Origin of the sequence: Superficieibacter sp. HKU1 (genome assembly GCF_029319185.1) — a bacterium.
Lineage (GTDB): Bacteria > Pseudomonadota > Gammaproteobacteria > Enterobacterales > Enterobacteriaceae > Superficieibacter.
Genome location: NZ_CP119754.1, coordinates 2,111,602 through 2,132,082, shown reverse-complemented (window position 1 = coordinate 2,132,082; position 20,481 = coordinate 2,111,602). Strand labels below are relative to the sequence as shown.

At 53.0% G+C, this 20,481-nt stretch carries 21 protein-coding genes; 8 read left to right on the top strand and 13 right to left on the bottom strand.

Features of this window, described 5'->3' with window-relative positions:
* Positions 1–62 precede the first annotated feature (62 nt).
* The 4 genes from pdeR to osmB all read left to right on the top strand — a co-directional run bounded on the left by pdeR (position 63) and on the right by osmB (position 3,588).
* A complete protein-coding gene (gene pdeR / locus P0H77_RS10155; RefSeq protein ID WP_276164774.1) occupies positions 63–2,054 on the top strand; it encodes a cyclic di-GMP phosphodiesterase in 1,992 nt (663 codons plus the stop codon).
* Between the two features lie 78 nt (positions 2,055–2,132).
* Positions 2,133–2,315 (top strand): hypothetical protein, encoded by a 183-nt coding sequence (locus P0H77_RS10150; protein WP_276164773.1) that lies wholly within the window; start codon positions 2,133–2,135, stop codon positions 2,313–2,315.
* Between the two features lie 50 nt (positions 2,316–2,365).
* Positions 2,366–3,115, top strand: a complete 750-nt coding sequence (locus P0H77_RS10145) for a DNA-binding transcriptional regulator YciT (protein ID WP_276164772.1) — start codon at positions 2,366–2,368, stop codon at positions 3,113–3,115.
* Between the two features lie 254 nt (positions 3,116–3,369).
* Positions 3,370–3,588, top strand: coding sequence for an osmotically-inducible lipoprotein OsmB (gene osmB, locus P0H77_RS10140; protein ID WP_194208513.1), 219 nt, complete (start codon positions 3,370–3,372; stop codon positions 3,586–3,588).
* Between the two features lie 87 nt (positions 3,589–3,675).
* On the opposite strand, the gene yciH is transcribed toward osmB, so the two are convergent.
* The 5 genes from yciH to pgpB all read right to left on the bottom strand — a co-directional run bounded on the left by yciH (position 3,676) and on the right by pgpB (position 7,319).
* Complete coding sequence (yciH, locus tag P0H77_RS10135) at positions 3,676–4,005, bottom strand: stress response translation initiation inhibitor YciH (RefSeq protein WP_276164771.1); 330 nt, start codon at positions 4,003–4,005, stop codon at positions 3,676–3,678.
* Positions 4,005–4,742 (bottom strand): orotidine-5'-phosphate decarboxylase, encoded by a 738-nt coding sequence (gene pyrF / locus P0H77_RS10130; RefSeq protein ID WP_276165096.1) that lies wholly within the window; start codon positions 4,740–4,742, stop codon positions 4,005–4,007. The genes yciH and pyrF overlap by 1 nt, the downstream gene beginning before the upstream one ends.
* Positions 4,743–4,921: 179 nt before the next feature.
* Positions 4,922–6,091, bottom strand: coding sequence for a lipopolysaccharide assembly protein LapB (gene lapB / locus P0H77_RS10125; protein ID WP_276164770.1), 1,170 nt, complete (start codon positions 6,089–6,091; stop codon positions 4,922–4,924).
* A gap of 6 nt (positions 6,092–6,097) precedes the next feature.
* Positions 6,098–6,403: a LapA family protein gene (locus P0H77_RS10120; protein ID WP_276164769.1), complete on the bottom strand. Its 306-nt coding sequence runs from the start codon at positions 6,401–6,403 to the stop codon at positions 6,098–6,100.
* A 151-nt stretch (positions 6,404–6,554) separates the two neighbouring features.
* Positions 6,555–7,319 (bottom strand): phosphatidylglycerophosphatase B, encoded by a 765-nt coding sequence (pgpB, locus tag P0H77_RS10115; protein WP_276164768.1) that lies wholly within the window; start codon positions 7,317–7,319, stop codon positions 6,555–6,557.
* Positions 7,320–7,500: 181 nt separating this feature from the next.
* On the opposite strand from pgpB, the gene ribA reads away from it, so the two are divergent.
* Complete coding sequence (ribA, locus tag P0H77_RS10110; RefSeq protein WP_276164767.1) at positions 7,501–8,091, top strand: GTP cyclohydrolase II; 591 nt, start codon at positions 7,501–7,503, stop codon at positions 8,089–8,091.
* Positions 8,092–8,280: 189 nt separating this feature from the next.
* Here ribA and acnA read toward each other — a convergent pair whose 3' ends face one another.
* The 5 genes from acnA to topA all read right to left on the bottom strand — a co-directional run bounded on the left by acnA (position 8,281) and on the right by topA (position 15,517).
* Entirely contained in the window at positions 8,281–10,956 is a 2,676-nt protein-coding gene (acnA, locus tag P0H77_RS10105) for an aconitate hydratase AcnA (RefSeq protein ID WP_276164766.1), read from the bottom strand.
* 164 nt (positions 10,957–11,120) lie between these two features.
* Positions 11,121–11,219: a small membrane protein YmiC gene (gene ymiC, locus P0H77_RS10100; RefSeq protein WP_276164765.1), complete on the bottom strand. Its 99-nt coding sequence runs from the start codon at positions 11,217–11,219 to the stop codon at positions 11,121–11,123.
* A gap of 109 nt (positions 11,220–11,328) precedes the next feature.
* Positions 11,329–11,457 (bottom strand): YmiA family putative membrane protein, encoded by a 129-nt coding sequence (locus P0H77_RS10095; protein ID WP_276164764.1) that lies wholly within the window; start codon positions 11,455–11,457, stop codon positions 11,329–11,331.
* Between the two features lie 301 nt (positions 11,458–11,758).
* The gene (cysB, locus tag P0H77_RS10090) at positions 11,759–12,733 is read right to left on the bottom strand and encodes an HTH-type transcriptional regulator CysB (protein ID WP_276164763.1); all 975 of its coding nucleotides are present in this window, start codon (positions 12,731–12,733) and stop codon (positions 11,759–11,761) included.
* Positions 12,734–12,919: 186 nt separating this feature from the next.
* Positions 12,920–15,517, bottom strand: a complete 2,598-nt coding sequence (topA, locus tag P0H77_RS10085; RefSeq protein WP_276164762.1) for a type I DNA topoisomerase — start codon at positions 15,515–15,517, stop codon at positions 12,920–12,922.
* A gap of 399 nt (positions 15,518–15,916) precedes the next feature.
* Between topA and P0H77_RS10080 the strand changes: the two genes are divergently transcribed.
* Entirely contained in the window at positions 15,917–16,168 is a 252-nt protein-coding gene (locus P0H77_RS10080; RefSeq protein ID WP_276164761.1) for a YciN family protein, read from the top strand.
* 43 nt (positions 16,169–16,211) lie between these two features.
* Here P0H77_RS10080 and sohB read toward each other — a convergent pair whose 3' ends face one another.
* Entirely contained in the window at positions 16,212–17,258 is a 1,047-nt protein-coding gene (sohB, locus tag P0H77_RS10075; protein ID WP_276164760.1) for a protease SohB, read from the bottom strand.
* 232 nt (positions 17,259–17,490) lie between these two features.
* Here sohB and P0H77_RS10070 point away from each other — a divergent pair, with 232 nt between their 5' ends.
* Both P0H77_RS10070 and cobO read left to right on the top strand, forming a co-directional pair.
* Positions 17,491–18,252 carry a YciK family oxidoreductase gene (locus tag P0H77_RS10070; protein WP_276164759.1) on the top strand — a complete coding sequence of 254 codons (762 nt, stop codon included), beginning with the start codon at positions 17,491–17,493 and terminating at the stop codon, positions 18,250–18,252.
* Positions 18,249–18,839 carry a cob(I)yrinic acid a,c-diamide adenosyltransferase gene (cobO, locus tag P0H77_RS10065; RefSeq protein WP_276164758.1) on the top strand — a complete coding sequence of 197 codons (591 nt, stop codon included), beginning with the start codon at positions 18,249–18,251 and terminating at the stop codon, positions 18,837–18,839. Before P0H77_RS10070 ends, cobO begins: the two co-directional genes overlap by 4 nt.
* A 39-nt stretch (positions 18,840–18,878) precedes the next feature.
* Here the strand turns inward: cobO and rluB are convergent, their stop codons facing one another.
* Positions 18,879–19,754, bottom strand: a complete 876-nt coding sequence (gene rluB / locus P0H77_RS10060) for a 23S rRNA pseudouridine(2605) synthase RluB (RefSeq protein WP_276164757.1) — start codon at positions 19,752–19,754, stop codon at positions 18,879–18,881.
* A gap of 99 nt (positions 19,755–19,853) precedes the next feature.
* Positions 19,854–20,474, bottom strand: a complete 621-nt coding sequence (locus P0H77_RS10055; RefSeq protein WP_276164756.1) for an L-threonylcarbamoyladenylate synthase — start codon at positions 20,472–20,474, stop codon at positions 19,854–19,856.
* Positions 20,475–20,481: the final 7 nt, after the last annotated feature.

Genomic DNA, 20,481 nt, shown 5'->3' with positions numbered 1-20,481 from the left:
GACACGTACCGTGCCGGGCATAAATACGCTTAATTGAGACATATTTATTGTGCGGAGAGGATATGAAAAACGAGCCTGAGCATAATCTTCTGTCCCGTTTAACAGGGAGTTCCAGCCCGCACTGGCGCTTTAAAGCGCACAGTAACACGCTTCATCTGACGGCCCATGAAAGCGCCGCGCTCACTCAGGTAATTACCCTTTCCACCGAGCAGGCGGCACGGATACGTGAACTCAGCGTAATCACGTCCAGCCTGAAGGTCACGCTTACTCTCTATAACTGTGAGACCCCTATTCATCTGGTTGGCCGGAAAGTCAGCGCTGATGAATGGGCTGGCACATGTTCAGCGTGGAATGACACGTCCTCCGTCGCACGCGATCTGGCGCAGAGTCTTTCCTTTGCGGAGCAGGTGGTGTCTGAAGCTAACTCGGTTATTGTTATCCTTGACCGCCACGGTAATATTCAGCGTTTTAATCGTCTCAGTGAAGAATATGCTGGTAAGAAAGAACATGAAGTTATAGGACAGAGCGTTTTTAATCTTTTTATGACGCCGGGCGAAGCGAATGCCTCCAGAGAGTATATTAACGATTTTTTTAATAACGGCAGTTCTTATGAGGTAGAGCGCTGGATCAACACCCGTAAAGGGCAACGACTGTTTCTGTTTCGTAATAAATTCGTCCACAGCGGTAGCGGTAAAAATGAAATTTTTCTTATCTGTTCCGGCACCGATATTACTGAAGAGCGGCGTGCTCAGGAGCATTTGCGGGTACTGGCTAATACCGACAGCGTGACCGGATTGCCGAATCGCAACGCTATTCAGGCGTTGATTGCCGAAGCCATCGAACTGCGTGGTAGTACGCAAGTGGGTATTGTTTATCTGGATCTCGATAACTTCAAAAAAATAAACGATGCGTACGGCCATATGTTTGGTGACCGGCTGCTTCAGGCCGTATCGCTGGCTATTTTAAGCTGTCTGGAGAAAGATCAGCTACTGGCGCGACTGGGCGGCGATGAATTTATTGTTCTGGCGACCAATACGTCACAGGGCGCACTGGAAGCCATGTCATCGCGTATTCTGCAGCAGCTTCAGCAGCCCTTCCGCATCGGCCTGATAGAGGTTTATACCAGTTGTTCACTGGGCATTGCGATTGCACCGCAGCACGGAGAAGATCGCGAAAACGTGATCCGCAATGCCGATACCGCCATGTATACCGCGAAAGAGAATGGCCGGGGTAAATTCTGCGTGTTCGCCCCGGAAATGAATCAGCGGGTATTTGAATATTTATGGCTGGATACTAACCTGCGTAAGGCGCTGGATAGTATGCAGTTGCATATTCATTATCAACCCAAAATTGACTGGGATGGTGAGGTGCATAGTCTGGAGGCGCTGGTCCGCTGGCAGTCGCCTGAGCGTGGACCGATCCCGCCGCAGGAGTTTATTACCTATGCCGAAGAGTCTGGTCTTATTGTGCCTCTGGGGCGCTGGGTTATGCTGGAGGTCGTACGCCAGGTCGCGGCCTGGCGTGATAAGGGCATTCATCTGCGCGTCGCGGTCAACGTTTCGGCTCGCCAGTTAGCGGATCAGTCGATTTTTAGCGACCTTATTCAGGCGTTAAAAGAATTTCATTTTGACGACTGCCCGATTGATGTCGAGCTTACCGAAAGCTGCCTGATTGAAAACGCCGAGCAGGCCCACTCGGTCATTGAGCAATTCAGCCAGTTAGGGGCGCAAATCCATCTTGATGATTTTGGTACAGGGTATTCATCCCTTTCTAAACTTGCGCATTTTCCTATTAATGCCATCAAACTGGATCAAAGTTTTGTTCGCAATGTGCATAAACAGGCGGTGTCGCAATCGTTGGTCAGAGCCATTATCGCCTTCGCCCAGGCGCTTCAGCTGCGGGTTATTGCTGAAGGGGTGGAAACCAAAAAGGAGGATATTTTCCTCACCCGAAATGGTGTCAACGAAAGACAGGGGTTCTTATTTGCCAGACCCATGCCAGCGGATGCATTTGAAAAATGGTATCAGGAGTATCAAACAAGAGTTATCCATTAATAGAAGATTTTTTTACTTTTCTTTTATCCTCAATTTTTGCATCATTAAATTTACTCACTTTTTGATAAAGGTTACATCATGGCCGATCTTAATCTGCAGAATGTGGCACAGCGTATTGATACCGTGCTTGATATCCTGGTTGCTGGTGATTACCACTCGGCTATCCATAACTTAGAAATTCTTAAAGCTGAGCTGCTGGTACAGTCGAATCGCGAACAGTCTGGTGAACAAGGCTCGCCAAAATCACCCTGGGAAATTTAACATCAGGCTACTCATGCTGAATACATAACAAGGGACGTGACGTTACGACTATGAATGCCCGACAACACAATATTATTCAAATGGTCACCGATAAGGGACGAATGAGCGTTTCTGAACTCGCAAAAACGCTTAACGTCTCGGAAGTCACTATTCGCCATGATCTGACATTACTGGAAAAGCAGAGTTATTTGCGCCGACAGCACGGTGCCGCTGTACCGCTTGATAATGATAATGTCGAAACGCGCATGCTCAGTAATTTCTCCCAGAAACACGACATAGCCGAGTTTGCGTCTTCACTGGTGGCGCCCGGCGAGACAGTGTTTATTGAAAACGGAAGCTGCAACGCGTTACTGGCACGTATTCTGGCTGAGACTAAAGCAACCACTATTGTAACGGTGAGTAGCTATATTGCACACTTGCTGAAAGACAGCCCCGGCGAAGTCATCCTTCTTGGCGGCATTTATCAGAAGACCAGTGAAAGTATGGTTGGCCCTCTCACGCGTTTCTATGCGCAGAACGTCCACTTTCATAAAGCGTTTATTGGTATTGACGGCTGGCATCCCGATACGGGCTTCACCGGACGCGATATGATGCGGGCAGATGTTGTGAACGCGGTGCTGGAAAAAGGCGGTGAAACGATCGTTCTTTCTGATAGTTCAAAGTTTGGTGCCATCCATCCCTATCCATTAGGTCCGTCCACACATCTTCACCGGCTGGTGACAGACGCCGGTCTGAGCGAAGAAATGCGCCTTCAGTTAGTTCAGTCTGGTCTGCACGTCGATATCGTTAATCATGCCTGATTGCCTGCAGCCTGCCTGAAGGCGGGCTGCTGCCCTTCTCTAAGATTTATCCTGGACGCTAATTAAGAGTTTTTACCTGTCTGATCAAGGGGAAACACCTAGAATTAGCTTAACGAAACGACAGGCCAGAACGATCACCTGCGTGATTTTTTTACACCTGCACAACAATACTCATGGACGGCCCCAATATTATGGCTAGCAGCTATAATAAAAGGGAAATTCTTCCATGAATCAATTATTCAGGAGAAGGTATGATGAACTTAACGAGTAAAAAAATGGCCGCTGTGGTTCTGGCTGTGACCGTAGCAATATCTCTGAGCGCATGTTCGAACTGGTCTAAACGCGACCGTAATACGGCTCTGGGGGCCGGTGCGGGTGCTATCGGTGGTGCGGTACTCTCTGACGGCAGCGCACTGGGTACGCTGGGCGGCGCAGCAGTGGGTGGTGTTATCGGTCATCAGGTCAGCAAATAATAGTGCTGATATATTCTGCGTTATTTTATCGCAAATAACGCATCCTATATACGAACCACGGTTTTATACCGTGGTTCGGTCGTTTCATTACCCGCCTGCCAGTTTGACTTTCATTCCTTTCGCTTCAAGAAGCGATTTAAGCAGATCCCGCTTATCACCCTGGATTTCAATGACGCCCTCTTTCAGCGCGCCGCCACAACCGCATTTTTTCTTTAACTCAGCGGCGAGTTTATTCAGCGTTGCGTCATCGGCATCAATGCCGGTAATTACGCATACGCCTTTGCCTTTGCGTCCGCTGGTCTGGCGCTGAATGCGCACAATACCATCCCCTTTGGGCCGCTCGGGTGCGGCAGCAGGCTCATTAATACGGCCCGTTTCTGTAGAATATACCAGCCGGGAGTTAGCAGAATCGTTCATTATGCCTCCGTACGTAACGATGCATTGATAGTGCGTAAAGTATGTAAAGGATCGGCGGACTGGGTCACCGGGCGACCAATCACCATATAATCCACGCCCGCAGCCTGTGCCTGCTCCGGCGTCATAATTCGGCGCTGATCGCCGGCATCGCTACCCTGCGGGCGGATCCCCGGCGTAATCAATTTAAACGCGCGGCCTAACTCCTGCTTAAAGCGCACCGCTTCCTGTGCGGAACAGACGACGCCATCCAGGCCACACTGCTGCGTCAGATGAGCAAGCTTCGCGGCATAGTCGGTTGGTGACAACGTCACGCCCAGATCGGCCAAATCGCTGCTTTCCATACTGGTCAGTACCGTAACGGCAATAAGCAGCGGCGCATCATTACCAAACGGCAGCAGCGCTTCGCGTGCGGCATTCATCATCCGCGCCCCGCCCGTTGCATGGACGTTGACCATCCAGACGCCAAGATCGGCCGCCGCCGCAACGGCCCTGGCGGTGGTGTTGGGGATATCATGAAACTTCAGATCGAGAAACACATCAAAGCCGCGCTGCTGGAGATCGCGGACCAGCTGCGGGCCAAAGCGGGTAAACATCTCCTTGCCCACTTTAAGGCGACAATCCTGCGGGTCGATACGGTCAACAAATGCCAGCGCGTTGTCACGGTTATCATAATCGAGTGCCACCACGACGGGTGAACGTGTGGAGGAGCGTGAAGAGGATGAAGCTGTAGACGTCATGACCGAACCTTCCTGATGATGGCGCGTGAGAGGCGCAAAAAAGGTAAACGGCGAGCATTCTACCTGCGACAGCGCAAAATGAACAGGCTGCATTTTGGCTGCCAGGCGACATGAGCACGGAGTTGGAAATTACGCAGATAAAACAACGATAGTATGTTGTAACTAAAGTGGTGTTTTTTTTATTGCCCGTCAAGCCCGCGAATAGGTTTAACCGTCGACCAGGCCCGGCAGGACGGACAATGCCAGTAAAGCGTGTAGGCCGTAAAACCGCATTTCTGACAGCGGAACCGCGGCTTGCTGCGTATCTGCTCGCCGACCATATCACGCAGCACCATCAGGCTCTCTTTAGCCCGGCCTTCTTCCGCTTCATTGAGGTGATAGTCCATCAGCTTATGAAAAACACGCATCGTCGGGTGTTGCTGTAGATGACGCGTAACATAAACCTGCGCATTCTCCTGCCCCTCGCGTTGCTCAACGATATCGGCCAGCATCAGTTCTGCCGTCGCACCGACGTTCTCTTCTACACAGCGATGTAAGAACGCAGCCCATTCCTCATGCTTGCCCAGCTGCTGATAGCAGGTTTGCAGCATCTCCAGCGTTTCGCTAACCAGTTCTTTATCCTGATCAATGACCCGCAGCAGACTTTCAACCGCCTTTGCATAGTCGCCTTTAGCCATGAATACGCGTCCCATCATGATGGAAATGCGGGCGCTATTACGATCGGCCGACGCGCCTTTTTTCAGCAGCGTCATCGCTTTGTCCATGTCGTCATTGCCCATCTGCTGTAGCGCAAGCTCGCAGTAAAAATGGGCAATTTCGCCACGATGTTTTTCTTTTCCCAGCTTCACCAGACGCTCGGCAACGTCGATGGCTTTTTGCCAGTCGCTCGTCGCCTGCGCGATTTGCAGCAGTTGTTGTAGTGCACTGATGCGAAAATCGGTTTCATCAACCAGCTGGCTGAACATATCCTCGGCGCGATCGTACATCCCTGCCGCCATGTAATCGCGACCAAGTTGCTGTACCGCCAGCAGGCGCTGATCGTAAGTCAGCGACGCGCTTTCCATTAAGGTCTGGTGAATACGAATGGCGCGATCGACTTCACCGCGGGAGCGAAACAGGTTCCCGAGGGTAAGATGGGCCTCGACGGTGCCGGTATCCTCTTTCAGCATGTCGAGGAACAGATCCACCGCCTTGTCCTGTTGGTTGCTTAACAGGAAGTTAACCCCAGTCACGTAGTCACGTGACAGGCGATTCGCGTCGTCCTGTTTGGACTGTTGTGCACTTCTGCGCCCCATGTACCACCCATAGGCAGCCGCAACGGGTAAAAGCAGAAACAACAACTCCAGCATAAATGGTTATTCCTTCGCTACCGGTACGCCCGGCTCTGTCGGCACTGGCGTGGTCAGGGTTTGATTTTCCAGACGTTTGAGTTTTCGTTCAGCATACAGCAGCGAGACGCGAAGGCGCAGCCAGAAAAGGCCGCAGATTAACCAGCCGATGGCAAAGCCCGCAGCAAAGAGCGCTGCCAGCAACGTGGAGATTCTGAACTCTCCCTGGGCCAGCAAATAGTTGAAAGTCACCACCTGATCGTTTTGTGCACCTAACGTGACCGAGATGACGAAAATCGCTAATACCAATAAGAAAATGAGTAAATATTTCACATTACTTCCCGTTATGTGGCGTGAGCGTTTAAATAGTATGCAGCCTGGCGCTTCCAGCCTTATAAAGTACCATTTTCATGCTATAGACGAAATGGAAAAGCGTCACACCAGTGCTGGATTTAAGGGCGAACGAACAGATTTTCAACCCTGCTTAGCTTTTCTGCTCTCGTTCTTTGATTTCCCGGGCTTCTTCACCTGGCGGCGTCAGCGGGCCACAGATACGCTGCGCCAGCCAAACGGCGAAGGTCACCAGCAACCAGGAAATCAGGGTAGCGACGACCAAATCACGCGGCCAGTGCATCCCCAGCAGCATACGACTTCCCATCACTGCCGTTGCCCAGAGCAACAATACGGCGATGGTGATCCTGCGACGGCGCGGCCATAACAGCCCTACGCCCAGCAATGCCCAGCTAGCGGCAAAAAGAGTATGCCCGGAGGGAAAGGCAAAACCGGTCTCTTTTTGCCAGTGTTTACGCAAAAAAGGAGGAATATTGTCCTGTTCCGTCAGCAATTCTTTCACCATCGCGCCGCGCGCTTTACGTTTTAAAGTGTAGAACTCATCCACCGGAATATGATGGGTTTTTTCCAGCCACAGCACAAAGGGGCGTGGCTCCTGCACCTGCTGCTTTACCCACGATTTCGCTCCCTGACCGATTAGGATTGCGCCGCCGAGAATAGCGAACAGCATAATGGCCGGACGTAACCGAAAACGCAGGCACCAGAAAAACCATCCGCAAAGTACCACATGCGTAATGATTCCCCAGGGCTGAGTGACCGTCTCCGTAACCCAGTAGAGGGTTTTTAACCACCATGTGTTCAGCCCCGGCTCCCACCGCCATCCTGAGAGCCATACCGCCACAGGCATGATGAGTAATAAGGCGGCGCCTGCTGACGTGCGTCTGGCGATGGAAAACATAGTCACTCCTTTTAAAATGGCTGCACAAATCATAACTGAAATTCAGCGATGCGGCGCGAATCGCGTGTTTGTTCGCTTAATGTGCGTTCAAAAATGGGTAATTAGGTGAAGTAGAAAACATTGTGGCAAAATAGCGACATACAGAAGACACGAAAGGTGTCCGCATAATCTGGAGAATCACATGCAGCTTAAACGAGTGGCAGAAGCCAAACTGCCAACCCCCTGGGGCGATTTCCTGATGGTGGGATTTGAAGAACTGGCAACCGGACAGGATCATGTTGCCCTGGTCTATGGCGATATTTCCGGGCAGACACCCGTGCTGGCGCGGGTCCATTCAGAATGCCTGACCGGGGACGCCCTCTTTAGTTTGCGCTGCGACTGTGGCTTTCAGCTGGAAGCGGCGTTAACGCATATTGCCGAAGAAGGCCGTGGCGTGCTGCTCTACCATCGGCAGGAAGGACGTAATATTGGGCTGCTGAATAAAATTCGCGCCTATGCGTTGCAGGATCAGGGTTACGATACGGTAGAAGCCAACCATCAGTTAGGGTTTGCTGCCGATGAGCGGGACTTTACCTTATGTGCCGATATGTTCAAACTCCTCGCCGTTGATGAAGTTCGCCTGCTGACCAATAATCCCCTGAAAGTGGAGATTTTAACCGAGGCGGGAATAAATATTGTTGAGCGCGTTCCGCTGATTGTCGGACGTAATCCAAATAACGAACATTATCTGGATACTAAAGCGGCCAAGATGGGGCATTTGTTGGGTAAGTAGGATGTGACGCGATGGTTGAGCGTGTTGCGGGAGCCTGGATGCCTACGGAGAGTCAATAATGGCCCCGGTGAGTGATTGTGCCGGGTGGCGGCTTCGCCTTACCCGGCCTACAACCCTCACAATATCAGCGGGTTACACAATTATCGTAGGCCCGGTAAGCGCAGCGCCACCGGGCAGTTTTACAGCGGGTTAATTAAGCATATTACGGATCACGTAGTGCAGGATCCCATCGTTCTGGTAATAGGTCAGCTCCGTTGCCGTATCAATACGGCAACGACAATGTATGACCTCAGACGAGCCATCCCCACGCGTCAGATTTACCGCAATATCCGCGCCGGGTTTAAGGTTCTGCAACCCGGCCACATCAATGCGTTCTTCTCCGGTCAGGCCCAGCGTTTTGCGCGTCGTGCCCTGCGGGAACTCCAGCGGTAAGATCCCCATCCCAATCAGGTTAGAACGGTGGATACGCTCGAAAGACTCCGCGATGACCACGCGGATACCAAGCAGTCGCGGCCCTTTTGCCGCCCAGTCACGGCTGGAGCCGGAACCATACTCTTTCCCGGCGATCACCGCCAGCGGTGTACCTTCCTGCTGATAGCGCATCGCCGCATCGTAGATGGAAATCACCTCGGTCCCTGGCAAATGACGCGTCATCCCCCCTTCAACGCCGGGCACCATTTCGTTGCGAATACGGATATTGGCAAACGTACCGCGCATCATGACTTCATGATTACCACGGCGCGAGCCGTACGAGTTAAACTCGCGGCGCTCTACGCCATGGCTTAACAGATAGCGTCCTGCCGGGCTGTCCGGTTTAATGCTGCCGGCCGGAGAAATATGGTCGGTAGTGACCGAATCGCCGAGCATCGCCAGGATCCGCGCACCGTGAATATCCTCAACCGGCTTTGGTTCGGCCAGCATATCTTCAAAAAACGGAGACAGGCGAATATACGTTGAATCACTCTGCCAGTCGTAGGTATCCGAGCTTTCCACCTGTATGGATTTCCACTCCGGCGTACCCTCGAACACTTCCGCGTACTCTTTGCGGAACATCTCCGTTGACACTTCTTCTACCGCGCGGGCAATTTCACGCCCGGTCGGCCAGATGTCCTTAAGATAGACCGGATCGCCTTTGCGATCGTGGCCCAGCGGATCGGTGGTCAGATTGATGTTCATGTTCCCGGCCAGCGCGTAGGCCACCACCAGCGGCGGCGAGGCCAGCCAGTTGGTTTTAATCAGCGGATGAATACGCCCTTCAAAGTTACGGTTGCCGGAGAGGACCGCACCGACCGTCAGGTCGCCTTTTTTAATTGCCACTTCAATCGGTTCAGGCAGCGGACCGGAGTTGCCAATACAGGTGGTACAGCCATAGCCAACCAGATTAAAACCTAAGGCATCAAGATACGGCGTCAAACGCGCGTGGGCCAAATAGTCAGAGACGACTTTTGATCCGGGAGCCAGCGAGGCCTTCACCCAGGGCTGACGTTTCAGTCCGAGCTTAACGGCTTTTTTCGCCAGTAGCCCTGCGGCCATTAGCACGCTGGGGTTTGAGGTATTGGTGCAGGACGTAATGGCCGCAATGGCCACCGCGCCGTCGGGCAACTGATACTGATGCCCGTTCAGCGTATAGTCGACGGACTGGCGATCTTTATGCGAGGTATTAACCTCGAGCTCGGCGCTGGCGGCGAACGCATTAGGAACGTCGCCAAGCGCGACGCGATCCTGAGGACGTTTCGGCCCGGCCAGGCTGGCTTCCACCTCCCCCATATCCAGTTCGAGGGTACTGGTAAATACAGGTGCGTCACCGGTATTTCGCCACATCCCCTGCGCTTTGGCGTAGGCTTCAACCAGTTCAACCTGCTCATCGCTGCGTCCGCTGAGACGCATATATTCAAGCGTCACGCCATCGATTGGGAAAAAGCCGCAGGTCGCGCCATATTCCGGCGCCATATTAGCGATTGTAGCGCGGTCGGCGAGCGGCAGAGAGTCCAGTCCGTCGCCGTAAAATTCAACAAACTTACCGACCACGCCATGCTTACGCAGCATCTGAGTGACGGTTAATACCAGATCGGTGGCGGTGATGCCTTCATTCAGCTTTCCGGTCAGTTTAAAACCCACCACGTCCGGAATCAGCATTGACACAGGCTGACCCAGCATCGCAGCCTCTGCCTCGATGCCGCCAACGCCCCAGCCCAGCACGCCAAGGCCGTTGATCATCGTGGTATGGGAATCGGTGCCAACCAGCGAGTCGGGATAGGCCACCCATTCTTTATCCTGAAGCTCGCTCCAGACGGCTTTTCCGAGATACTCAAGGTTGACCTGATGGCAAATGCCCGTACCCGGCGGAACGACGCTAAAACGGCTGAAAGCCTGCTGGCCCCAGCGCAGAAAAATGTAACGTTCATGGTTACGTTCCATTTCCAGGCGCACGTTCTCGCCAAAGGCATCGTCGTCACCAAAATGATCGACGGTCACCGAGTGGTCTATAACCAGATCGACAGGAGAAAGCGGGTTTACTTTAGCGGTGTCGCCACCGAGACGCTTTACGGCTTCGCGCATTGCGGCCAGATCCACCACCGCCGGAACGCCGGTGAAATCCTGCATTAATACCCTGGCAGGACGCCAGGCAATTTCACGGTCGGCATGGCCAGTTTTGAGCCATCCGGCCAGGGCATGAATATCGTCAGCGGTAACAGAATCATCATCCTGCCAGCGCAGGAGGTTTTCGAGTAAGACTTTCAGAGACTTGGGAAGTCGGGAAATGTCCCCGACCTCTTTCGCAGCCAGCGGCAGACTGTAAAAATGCCACGTTTTATCTTGTAACGTTAATGTATCCTTACTGGCTTCGCGTAGGGTTAACGACATAGCTCCTCCTTAATGACAGGGATTGCGATTCCCTGATTTTTTCCAGGGTTGCATTAAAGATAACACAAACATGTCGTAACGTTTTGATAACAACTCAAATTGATAAACAGGCAAAATGGGGGGAATAAAAGAGAAAAACCCGGCAGAAGCCGGGTCTCAAAAGATCAGTAGGTCAACATCCAGGCCAACTGCGCCCAGAAGAGCAGAGAGAACGAAAGCACTCCCAGCCATGACCAGTATTTTGTATCGCTATCGTGATTCATTTTTTACACCATAAAAGTGATTTATTGCCCCTGCCCTTACGGGCAGGCTTATATTGCTGTGGTGTATTTTTTTATAATGTTATTAAAAGACGCGCATCCGGAGCTATGACTAGCCCCAAAATTTCCAGATCAGCAGTGCCAGCGCCACCCAAAACAAGGCCGAGCCTACGAAGACGGCACGCCAGGCTTTGCGCTTAAGCTGCGGATCTCTTTTCGGCTGCTCACTTCCAGATGACATTACTAACCTCGTAAAATCGGTACTACTTATCATTTTCAGCACCAGCAATCGGCGTAAGCAATCTTAATTGAGATAAATCCTAATCAATATTGGCCGAAAAATCCAGCGAAATTACCTGTGGGATCAATGGAATTATTTAATCTTTGACATGAAATAAATAATCGAAAGGACAAACTGGCGGGATGGCAAAATTGTTACTACTTTGTTAAGTTCAGGTGGAAAAGACCATAATAACATTAAGGCAATAATGCTTTGCCTGCAAAATGGTCTCCTCAATGAAGAGACCATCGTCAGGCGTAGATCATTTTTCTGGCAATTTAATGTCTTTAAACATCTCTTCAATATCTTCATTCGAGCGCAGCGCGACGGCGGTATCGACGACGTCGCGCGTCAGATGTGGAGCAAAGCGCTGAATAAAATCATACATATAACTACGCAGAAACGTGCTGCGGCGAAAACCAATCTTGGTCGTGCTGTGACTAAAGACACCGTGCGCATCCAGGCGAACCAGGTCGGGATCGGACACCGGATCCACCGCCATGCTGGCAATCACCCCAACGCCCAGGTCCAGCCTGACGTACGTTTTGATGACATCCGCATCGGTTGCGGTAAATACGATACGCGGGGTTAATCCGGCGCGGTTAAAGGCCGTATCCAGTTCCGAGCGGCCGGTAAAGCCAAAGGTATAGGTTACCAGCGGGTACTGGGCCAGTTCTTCAATAGTGACTGAAGATTTGGAGGCCAGCGGGTGCTCCGGGGTTACAACAATCGAGCGGTTCCAGTGATAGCACGGCAACATAACCAGATCGTCATAAAGATGTAGCGCCTCGGTGGCAATCGCAAAATCGGCATTGCCTTTCGATACCGCCTCAGCGATTTGCGTCGGCGATCCCTGATGCATATGCAACGACACGCGGGGGTAACGTTCGATAAAACCTTTGATGACCCCTGGCAGCGCGTAGCGTGCCTGAGTGTGCGTGGTCGCCACATACAGCGAACCTTTATCCGGCCAGGTGTGCTCTCCGGCAACGGATTTGATGGCATCCACCTTCGACAGCACTTCACGGGCAATGCGGATAATCTCCTGACCGGCGGGCGTCACCTGAGTCAGATGTTTACCGCTACGGGCAAAAATCTGGATCCCTAACTCATCTTCCAGCATCCGTACTTGCTTACTGATGCCTGGCTGCGAGGTATAAAGCCCTTCCGCCGTGGAAGAGACGTTGAGATTGTGGTTGACCACCTCAACGATATAGCGAAGCTGTTGTAGTTTCATGACGCGCCATCCCGGTAAACGCAGGGTCAATCGCTTAAGACGATTTAAGACTAAAAAAGGAGCTAACTATAACCACTATATCATTTATAGCCACACTGTATAGATATGATTAAAAAATAATAACGAGAAATATAAAAGGGCCGACAAGCGGCCCTTTTGAGAGGTGTTACAGCGGAGTAATGAGATTTACTTCTTACCTTCTACCCACTTACCGTCGATGAAAAAGGCCGACCAGCCGGTCGCTTTACCCTCTTTTTCTGCTGCAACATACTGTTGTTTAGTCTTACGGCTGAAACGGACGACCGTTTTGTTGCCTTCAGGATCCTGCTGCGGCGCATCGGCCAGATAACGCAGCTTCTCCGGCATACGATCGCGGAAGCGGTACAGCTCTTCCACCAGCGGCGCACGCGTTTCGCGTGATTTCGGGAAGGTGTTAGCCGCGAGGAAGACGCCAGCCGCACCGTCACGCAGAACAAAATACGCGTCCGATTTTTCGCACGGCAGCTCCGGCAGCGGTACCGGATCTTCCTTCGGCGGAGCCACTTCACCGTTACGCAGGATCTTACGCGTGTTCTTACACTCTTCGTTGGTGCAGGCCATGTATTTGCCGAAACGCCCCATTTTCAGGTGCATTTCAGATCCACATTTTTCACACTCAACAATCGGACCGTCATACCCCTTGATGCGGAACTCGCCCTCTTCGATTTCATAACCGTCGCAGGTCGGGTTGTTACCGCATACGTGAAGTTTGCGTTTCGGATCGATCAGGTAGCTGTCCATCGCGGTGCCGCATTTCTGGCAACGATGTTTAGCACGCAGCGCGTTGGTTTCCGCGTCGTCACCTTCCAGCACGTTGAGAACTTCGTTTTCCGGCACCAGGTTAATAGTGGTTTTGCAGCGCTCTTTTGGCGATAGCGCATAACCGGAGCAGCCAAGGAAAACGCCGGTGCTGGCGGTACGAATACCCATTTTGCGACCGCAGGTCGGACAGTCGATGCTGGTCAGCACCATCTGATTAGGCTGCATTCCGCCTTCAGCCGGATCTTTCTCGGCAGTCTGAAGCTGTTCGCTGAACTCGGCAAAAAAGATATCCAGCACCTTCTGCCATTCGGCTTCGTGGCGGGCGACCTGATCGAGCCGGTCTTCCATTTGCGCGGTGAAATCGAAATTCATCAGCTCGCGGAAATTATCTTTCAGACGGTCGGTAACAATCTCACCCATTTTCTCGGCGTAGAAACGGCGGCTTTCAACCCGCACATAGCCACGATCCTGGATGGTGGAAATAATAGAGGCATACGTGGACGGACGACCGATACCGCGTTTTTCCAGTTCTTTAACCAGCGACGCTTCGCTAAAGCGTGCCGGCGGCTTGGTAAAGTGCTGTGCAGGAACGATGTCGATCAACGACAGTTCATCGCCCTGATTGACCGCAGGCAGAATACGATCTTCATCGCCTTTACGCAGCGCTGGCATGACTTTGGTCCAGCCGTCAAAACGCAGAATACGGCCCCGCGCTTTCAGGCGGAAATCACCGGCTTTTACGGTTATCGTGGTGGAATCGTACTGTGCAGGCGTCATCTGACAGGCAACGAACTGACGCCAGATCAGCTGATACAGCTTTTGCGCGTCAGTTTCCATGTCTTTCAGGGCGTCAGCTTCAACCGCCACATCGGAAGGACGAATCGCTTCGTGTGCTTCCTGCGAGTTGTCTTTGCTGGCGTACTGATTAGCATCGGCGGGCAAATATTTTTTGCCAAACTTATCATCAATATAACCACGAACCATGTCCACCGCATCCTTACTCAGGTTGGTAGAATCGGTACGCATATAGGTGATATAGCCCGCTTCATACAGGCGCTGTGCCAGCATCATGGTTTTTTTCACCCCGTAGCCCAGACGGGTACTGGCCGCCTGTTGTAGCGTGGAGGTGATAAACGGCGCGCCGGGCTTGCTGCTGGTCGGTTTATCTTCGCGCTCCAGCACGCTATAGCGCGCTTTTTCCAGCACGCTGACCGCCGCCATGGTGGTTTCGCGGTTTACCGGACGGAACGATTTGTCATTCTGATGCGTCACCTGAAGCGGCAGGGAATCACCGCCTGGGGTAGCAACATTGGCATCGACTTCCCAGAACTCTTCCGGGACAAACGCTTTGATCTCACGCTCGCGCTCAACCACCAGACGCACGGCGACGGACTGTACGCGTCCAGCCGACAGGCCACGGGCGATTTTTTTCCACAGCAGCGGAGAGACCATATAGCCCACTACGCGGTCCATAAAACGACGCGCCTGCTGAGCATTAACACGATCGATATTGAGTTCGCCCGGCTTATCAAACGCCTGGCGGATCGCGTTTTTAGTAATTTCGTTAAACACTACCCGGCTGTAGCGTTTGTCATCTCCACCGATCACTTCCCGCAGGTGCCAGGCGATGGCCTCCCCTTCGCGGTCAAGGTCGGTTGCGAGATAGATGTGGTCGGCTTTTTCAGCCAGCTGTTTCAGTTCAGCGACAACCTTTTCTTTCCCCGGGAGCACTTCATATTGCGCCTCCCAGTTATGCCACGGGTCAATGCCCATGCGGTTGACGAGCGCGCCGCGTTCATCCTTTTTGGGCTTTTTGGCCGTTTTGGTGGAGGCAGAGTCAGCGCTCTTTTTGGCGGCTGAGCCACTGGTCGGCAAATCGCGGATATGACCGACGCTGGATTTCACCACGTAGTCATTACCCAGATACTTATTGATCGTTTTGGCTTTTGCCGGGGACTCAACGATAACGAGAGCTTTACCCATATTCACCTTTACCTAATTTGATTCTTCCAGGAATACATCGCACGTTGATTCACGTACTGAAGACAATGAGCCGTTGATATTGCGGCTCGTCCAGCAGAGATCAACCCCTCAGCCCTACAGCCTGAAACGTACGCTGTCACAGGTGGCTGAGTTACATCGTTTTTCTACGCTACGGTGATATAGCACGACGAACTTTCGGTCGAATGTCAAGCAAATCTGTTGCCAGATTATCGAAAGGGTCTCACTGTACCTGATAAAATACGTTACGCAACTTTATTAGCATGCAAAAACAAATCTCGCCAGCTGATAGCACTGCAGATCCCCCTGTTTTTCTGGGGGAATATTTGCCCGCGAGCCGCGCAGGACGTAGACTATCGCCAGTTTGCTAAGGAGTAAAAAATGAAAAGTGAAACACAACCTATCGATCGCCAGACGCTGCTCGCAAAAGCAAATCAGCTGATCCGTGAACACGATGATACGATGGCAGGCATCGAAGCCACAGGGGTCACCCAACGTAACGGCGTGCTGGTGTTTAGCGGCGAGTATTACCTTGATGAGCAGGGCCTGCCAACCGGCAAAAGTACCGCGGTATTTAACATGTTTAAATACCTGGCGCACGAGCTGTCAGAGAAATATCACCTGGTTGATTAGTGCGGTCTGAGTGCCGGGCGGTTTACGCCGCCCGGCCTGACGATCAGTTCAGCGGCTGTTGCCCACGCTGCCACCAGCGCAGCAGCAGGCGATCGGCACTCTCTGCCGCGCTGCCGGTAAAGCGGTCCATCAATTTTTTACGTTGCAGGAAGCGGACGTTCAATACTTCTCGCCCTTCCATCAGCCCCAGCAGCAGTTCATCGCTGGTACTCACGGCGTCAACCAGACCATTGCCCTGCGCCTGCGTGCCGTACCAGTGTTCGCCAGTTGCGACCTGCTCGATGTCCAGCGTCGGACGCATCCGCTTAACGAAATCTTTAAACAGCACATGCGTTTCGTTCAGATCTTCACGGAATTTCTGTCGTCCTTCTTCGGTATTTTCACCGAGCAACGTCAGGGTGCGCTTGTACTGGCCTGCGGTATGCAGTTCGATATCAATGTCTTTGCTTTTCAGGAAGCGGTTGAAGTTAGGCACCTGCGCCACCACGCCGATAGAACCAATAATCGCAAAGGGCGCGCTGACAATTTTATCGGCGACGCAGGCCATCATGTAGCCGCCGCTGGCCGCGACTTTATCCACTGCCACCGTCAGCGGGATCTGCCGATCGCGAATACGCTGCAGCTGAGAAGCCGCCAGCCCGTAGCCGTGTACCACGCCCCCCGGACTTTCGAGACGTAAAACGACCTGGTCTTCCGGCTTAACGACGGCCAGCACGGCAGTAACTTCTTCACGCAGCGAGTTCACTTCGTGGGCATCCATACTGCCTTTAAAATCCAGCACCCACACGCGCGGTTTGCCGGAAGCGGGCGTCTGGCCCAGCTTCGCCTTCGTTTTGGCAGCTTTCGCTTCCTGCTTACGCTTTTTCTTTTGCTCTTTATGCCACTGTTTTTGCTGATGTTCATCCAGCAACGACGCTGACATATTTTCCTGCATCTCCTTATACTGCTCGCTGAGGTTCGTCACGCGTAATTCCCCACGCTGACGTTTGCGCTGCGTCAAATTGACAATCAGTACCGCTATAACGGCTATCGCCACCACGACCGTGACGATTTTTGCCAAAAACAGGCCATATTGAGAGAGTAATTCCACGCTTCCACCTTGGTTAAAATCATTTAACGTCTGGCCCCAGTGTACAACACCCTTTCCGCCTCGTCGCGGATCGTCAGTGCTCGTTGCGAGGCGGCTTCAGAAAAATTTTCCCGCGAATGAAATGGTTGCAAAGTGTAAATGGGATGGCAGGCTCTCCCTCTGGCTGATTGAATTCACGCGCCTTTTAAGGCATAAACCCCTTTTATGACCCGCCGTAAGCAGGAGAAACGTCGTGCACTATCAACCGCAACGCGACTTACTACAAAATCATATTATCCTCGTCACCGGGGCCAGCGACGGCATTGGTCGTGAAGCGGCGCTGACCTACTCCCGCTATGGAGCCAGAGTGATCCTTCTCGGGCGCAGTGAGGAGAAGCTGCGTGCCGTTGCCGCGCGCATCACCGGGGAAGGCGGCATTCCGGCCGCGTGGTTTACCCTTGATCTGTTGACCTGTACACCGCAGGCGTGTCAGCAACTGGCGGAAAAAATCGCGGTGAACTACCCCCGTCTCGATGGCGTACTGCACAATGCCGGTCTGCTGGGCGACGTGGTGCCGATGAGCGAACAAAAACCGGACGTCTGGCAGCAGGTCATGCAGGTAAACGTCAACGGCACGTTTATGCTGACTCAGGCATTGCTTCCTTTATTACTCAAATCCGAGGCCGGTTCGCTGGTATTTACTTCCTCAAGCGTTGGCCGTCAGGGTCGTGCGCACTGGGGCGCATATGCCGCCTCAAAATTTGCCACCGAAGGCATGATGCAGGTGCTGGCTGAGGAGTATCAAAACGTTCCTCTGCGTGTGAATTGCATCAATCCAGGCGGGACGCGGACCGGTATGCGCGCCAGCGCCTTCCCGGACGAAGATCCGCTCAAACTGAAAACCCCTGCCGATATCACGCCGTTATACCTGTGGTTAATGGGCGATGACAGCCGCCGTAAAACCGGGATGACTTTCGATGCCCAGCCGGGGCGCAAACCGGGGATCTCACAATGAGTGAAGAACGCTATCAGCAACGTCAGCAACGCGTGAAAGAGCAGGTTGATGCCCGGGTGGCCGCGGCGCAGGATGAACGCGGCATTATTATGGTCTTCACCGGCAATGGTAAGGGCAAAACTACCGCCGCTTTCGGTACGGCTACCCGCGCCGTCGGTCACGGCAAAAAAGTTGGCGTGGTGCAGTTTATTAAAGGTACCTGGCCCAACGGCGAGCGTAATTTGCTGGAGCCGCACGGCGTGGAGTTTCAGGTGATGGCGACCGGTTTTACCTGGGATACGCAGGATCGCGCTGCCGATACCGCCGCCTGTCTTGAGGTCTGGCAACACGCCCGGCGCATGCTCGCCGACGCCTCGCTGGATATGGTGCTGCTGGATGAGCTGACTTACATGGTGGCCTATGATTATCTGCCGCTGGAGGAGGTGCTTAACGCGCTACGTGCTCGCCCGTTACATCAAACGGCGATTGTCACCGGTCGCGGGTGTCATCGGGATATTCTGGAGATGGCGGATACCGTCAGCGAACTGCGTCCGGTGAAACATGCTTTTGACGCGGGGATCAAAGCGCAGATGGGGATTGACTACTGAGTAAGCTGGCCCGCAGCGTGATGCCACGGGCCACAGGATTTAACCGTTGCTGCGCGTGCCGCCAGAGCGACGCCCGCCGCCCACCTGGCTGTGGCGTTTCACCGCCCGGCGGATCTGGTTCGCTTTCATCCGGCGACGATCTTTCTCCACCGCCACTTTGGACTCGGTTTCCGGCTTCAGACCTACCAGCTCACGCAGATAGTTGGTCTGCGGCAAATCCAGCTCGGTATAGCCACCGCGCGGCAGGCCTTTCGGCAGCGGAATATCACCGTAGCGCACGCGGATCAGGCGGCTAACCTGCACGCCCACAGCTTCCCACAGGCGACGCACTTCACGGTTACGACCTTCGGTCAGCGTGACGTTATACCACTGGTTGATGCCTTCGCCGCCGCTAAATTTAATGGTCTTAAACGCTGCAGGACCGTCTTCCAGCTGCACGCCGCGACCGAGATCGCGCACTTTCGCGTCATCGACCTGGCCGAATACACGCACGGCATATTCACGTTCCACTTCACGGCTCGGGTGCATCAGGCGATTCGCCAGCTCACCGTCGGTAGTGAATAACATCAAACCGCAGGTATTGACATCCAGACGACCTACGGCAATCCAGCGCGCGCCGCGCAGTTTCGGCAGGCGGTCAAATACGGTCGGACGGCCTTCCGGATCGTTACGGGTGCAAAGCTCGCCTTCCGGCTTGTAATACGCCAGCACGCGACAAATTTGTTCGGCAGATTCTTTTACCGAAATAAGATGACCATCAATGCGAATTTTTAACGCGGGAGTCACCTCAACGCGGTCGCCAAGGGTGGCAATTTTACCGTCCACGCTAACGCGTCCGGCTTCAATGATGGATTCGATTTCACGACGGGAGCCGTGGCCAGCACGCGCCAGCACTTTTTGTAGCTTTTCGCTCATAGAGCTTTCCTTTAGGTGTCGCCTTCCCAGGCGTCGACTGGATGATGATGGCGCAATAAAGCGCCATTTTAAGGCCGCGTAGTATAGCGACTCGCGCTACTATAAGAAAGGTTTAACATCGCCCACGCCTTCGCGCAGGACCACCGGTGAATCATCGGTCAAATCAATCACCGTCGTCGGTTGCTGGCCGAGATAGCCACCGTGAATAATCAGATCCACCACCTTCTCCAGACGATCTTTAATTTCTTCCGGATCGGACTCGGTAAAATCACTGCCCGGCAGCATTAATGACGTGGAGAGCATCGGTTCACCCAGCGTCTCAAGCAGCGCCAGCGCGATGGGATTTGAAGGAACGCGCAGGCCGATAGTTTTACGCTTCTCCTGCAACAGGCGACGCGGCACCTCTTTGGTACCTTTGAGGATAAACGTGTAGTTGCCCGGGGTATTGTTTTTGATCAGGCGAAACGCCACGTTATCGACGAACGAATAGGTCGACAGCTCCGACAAATCGCGGCACATCAGGGTAAAGTTGTGGCCGTTGGGCAGGTGACGAATACGACATATACGCTCCATCGCGCCTTTATCTTCGATCTTACAGCCCAGCGCGTAGCCGGAATCGGTCGGATAGACAATGACGCCGCCTTTACGAACAATCTCTACCGCCTGGGCGATCAGACGTGGCTGCGGGTTATCCGGATGGATATAAAAAAACTGACTCATACTTCCC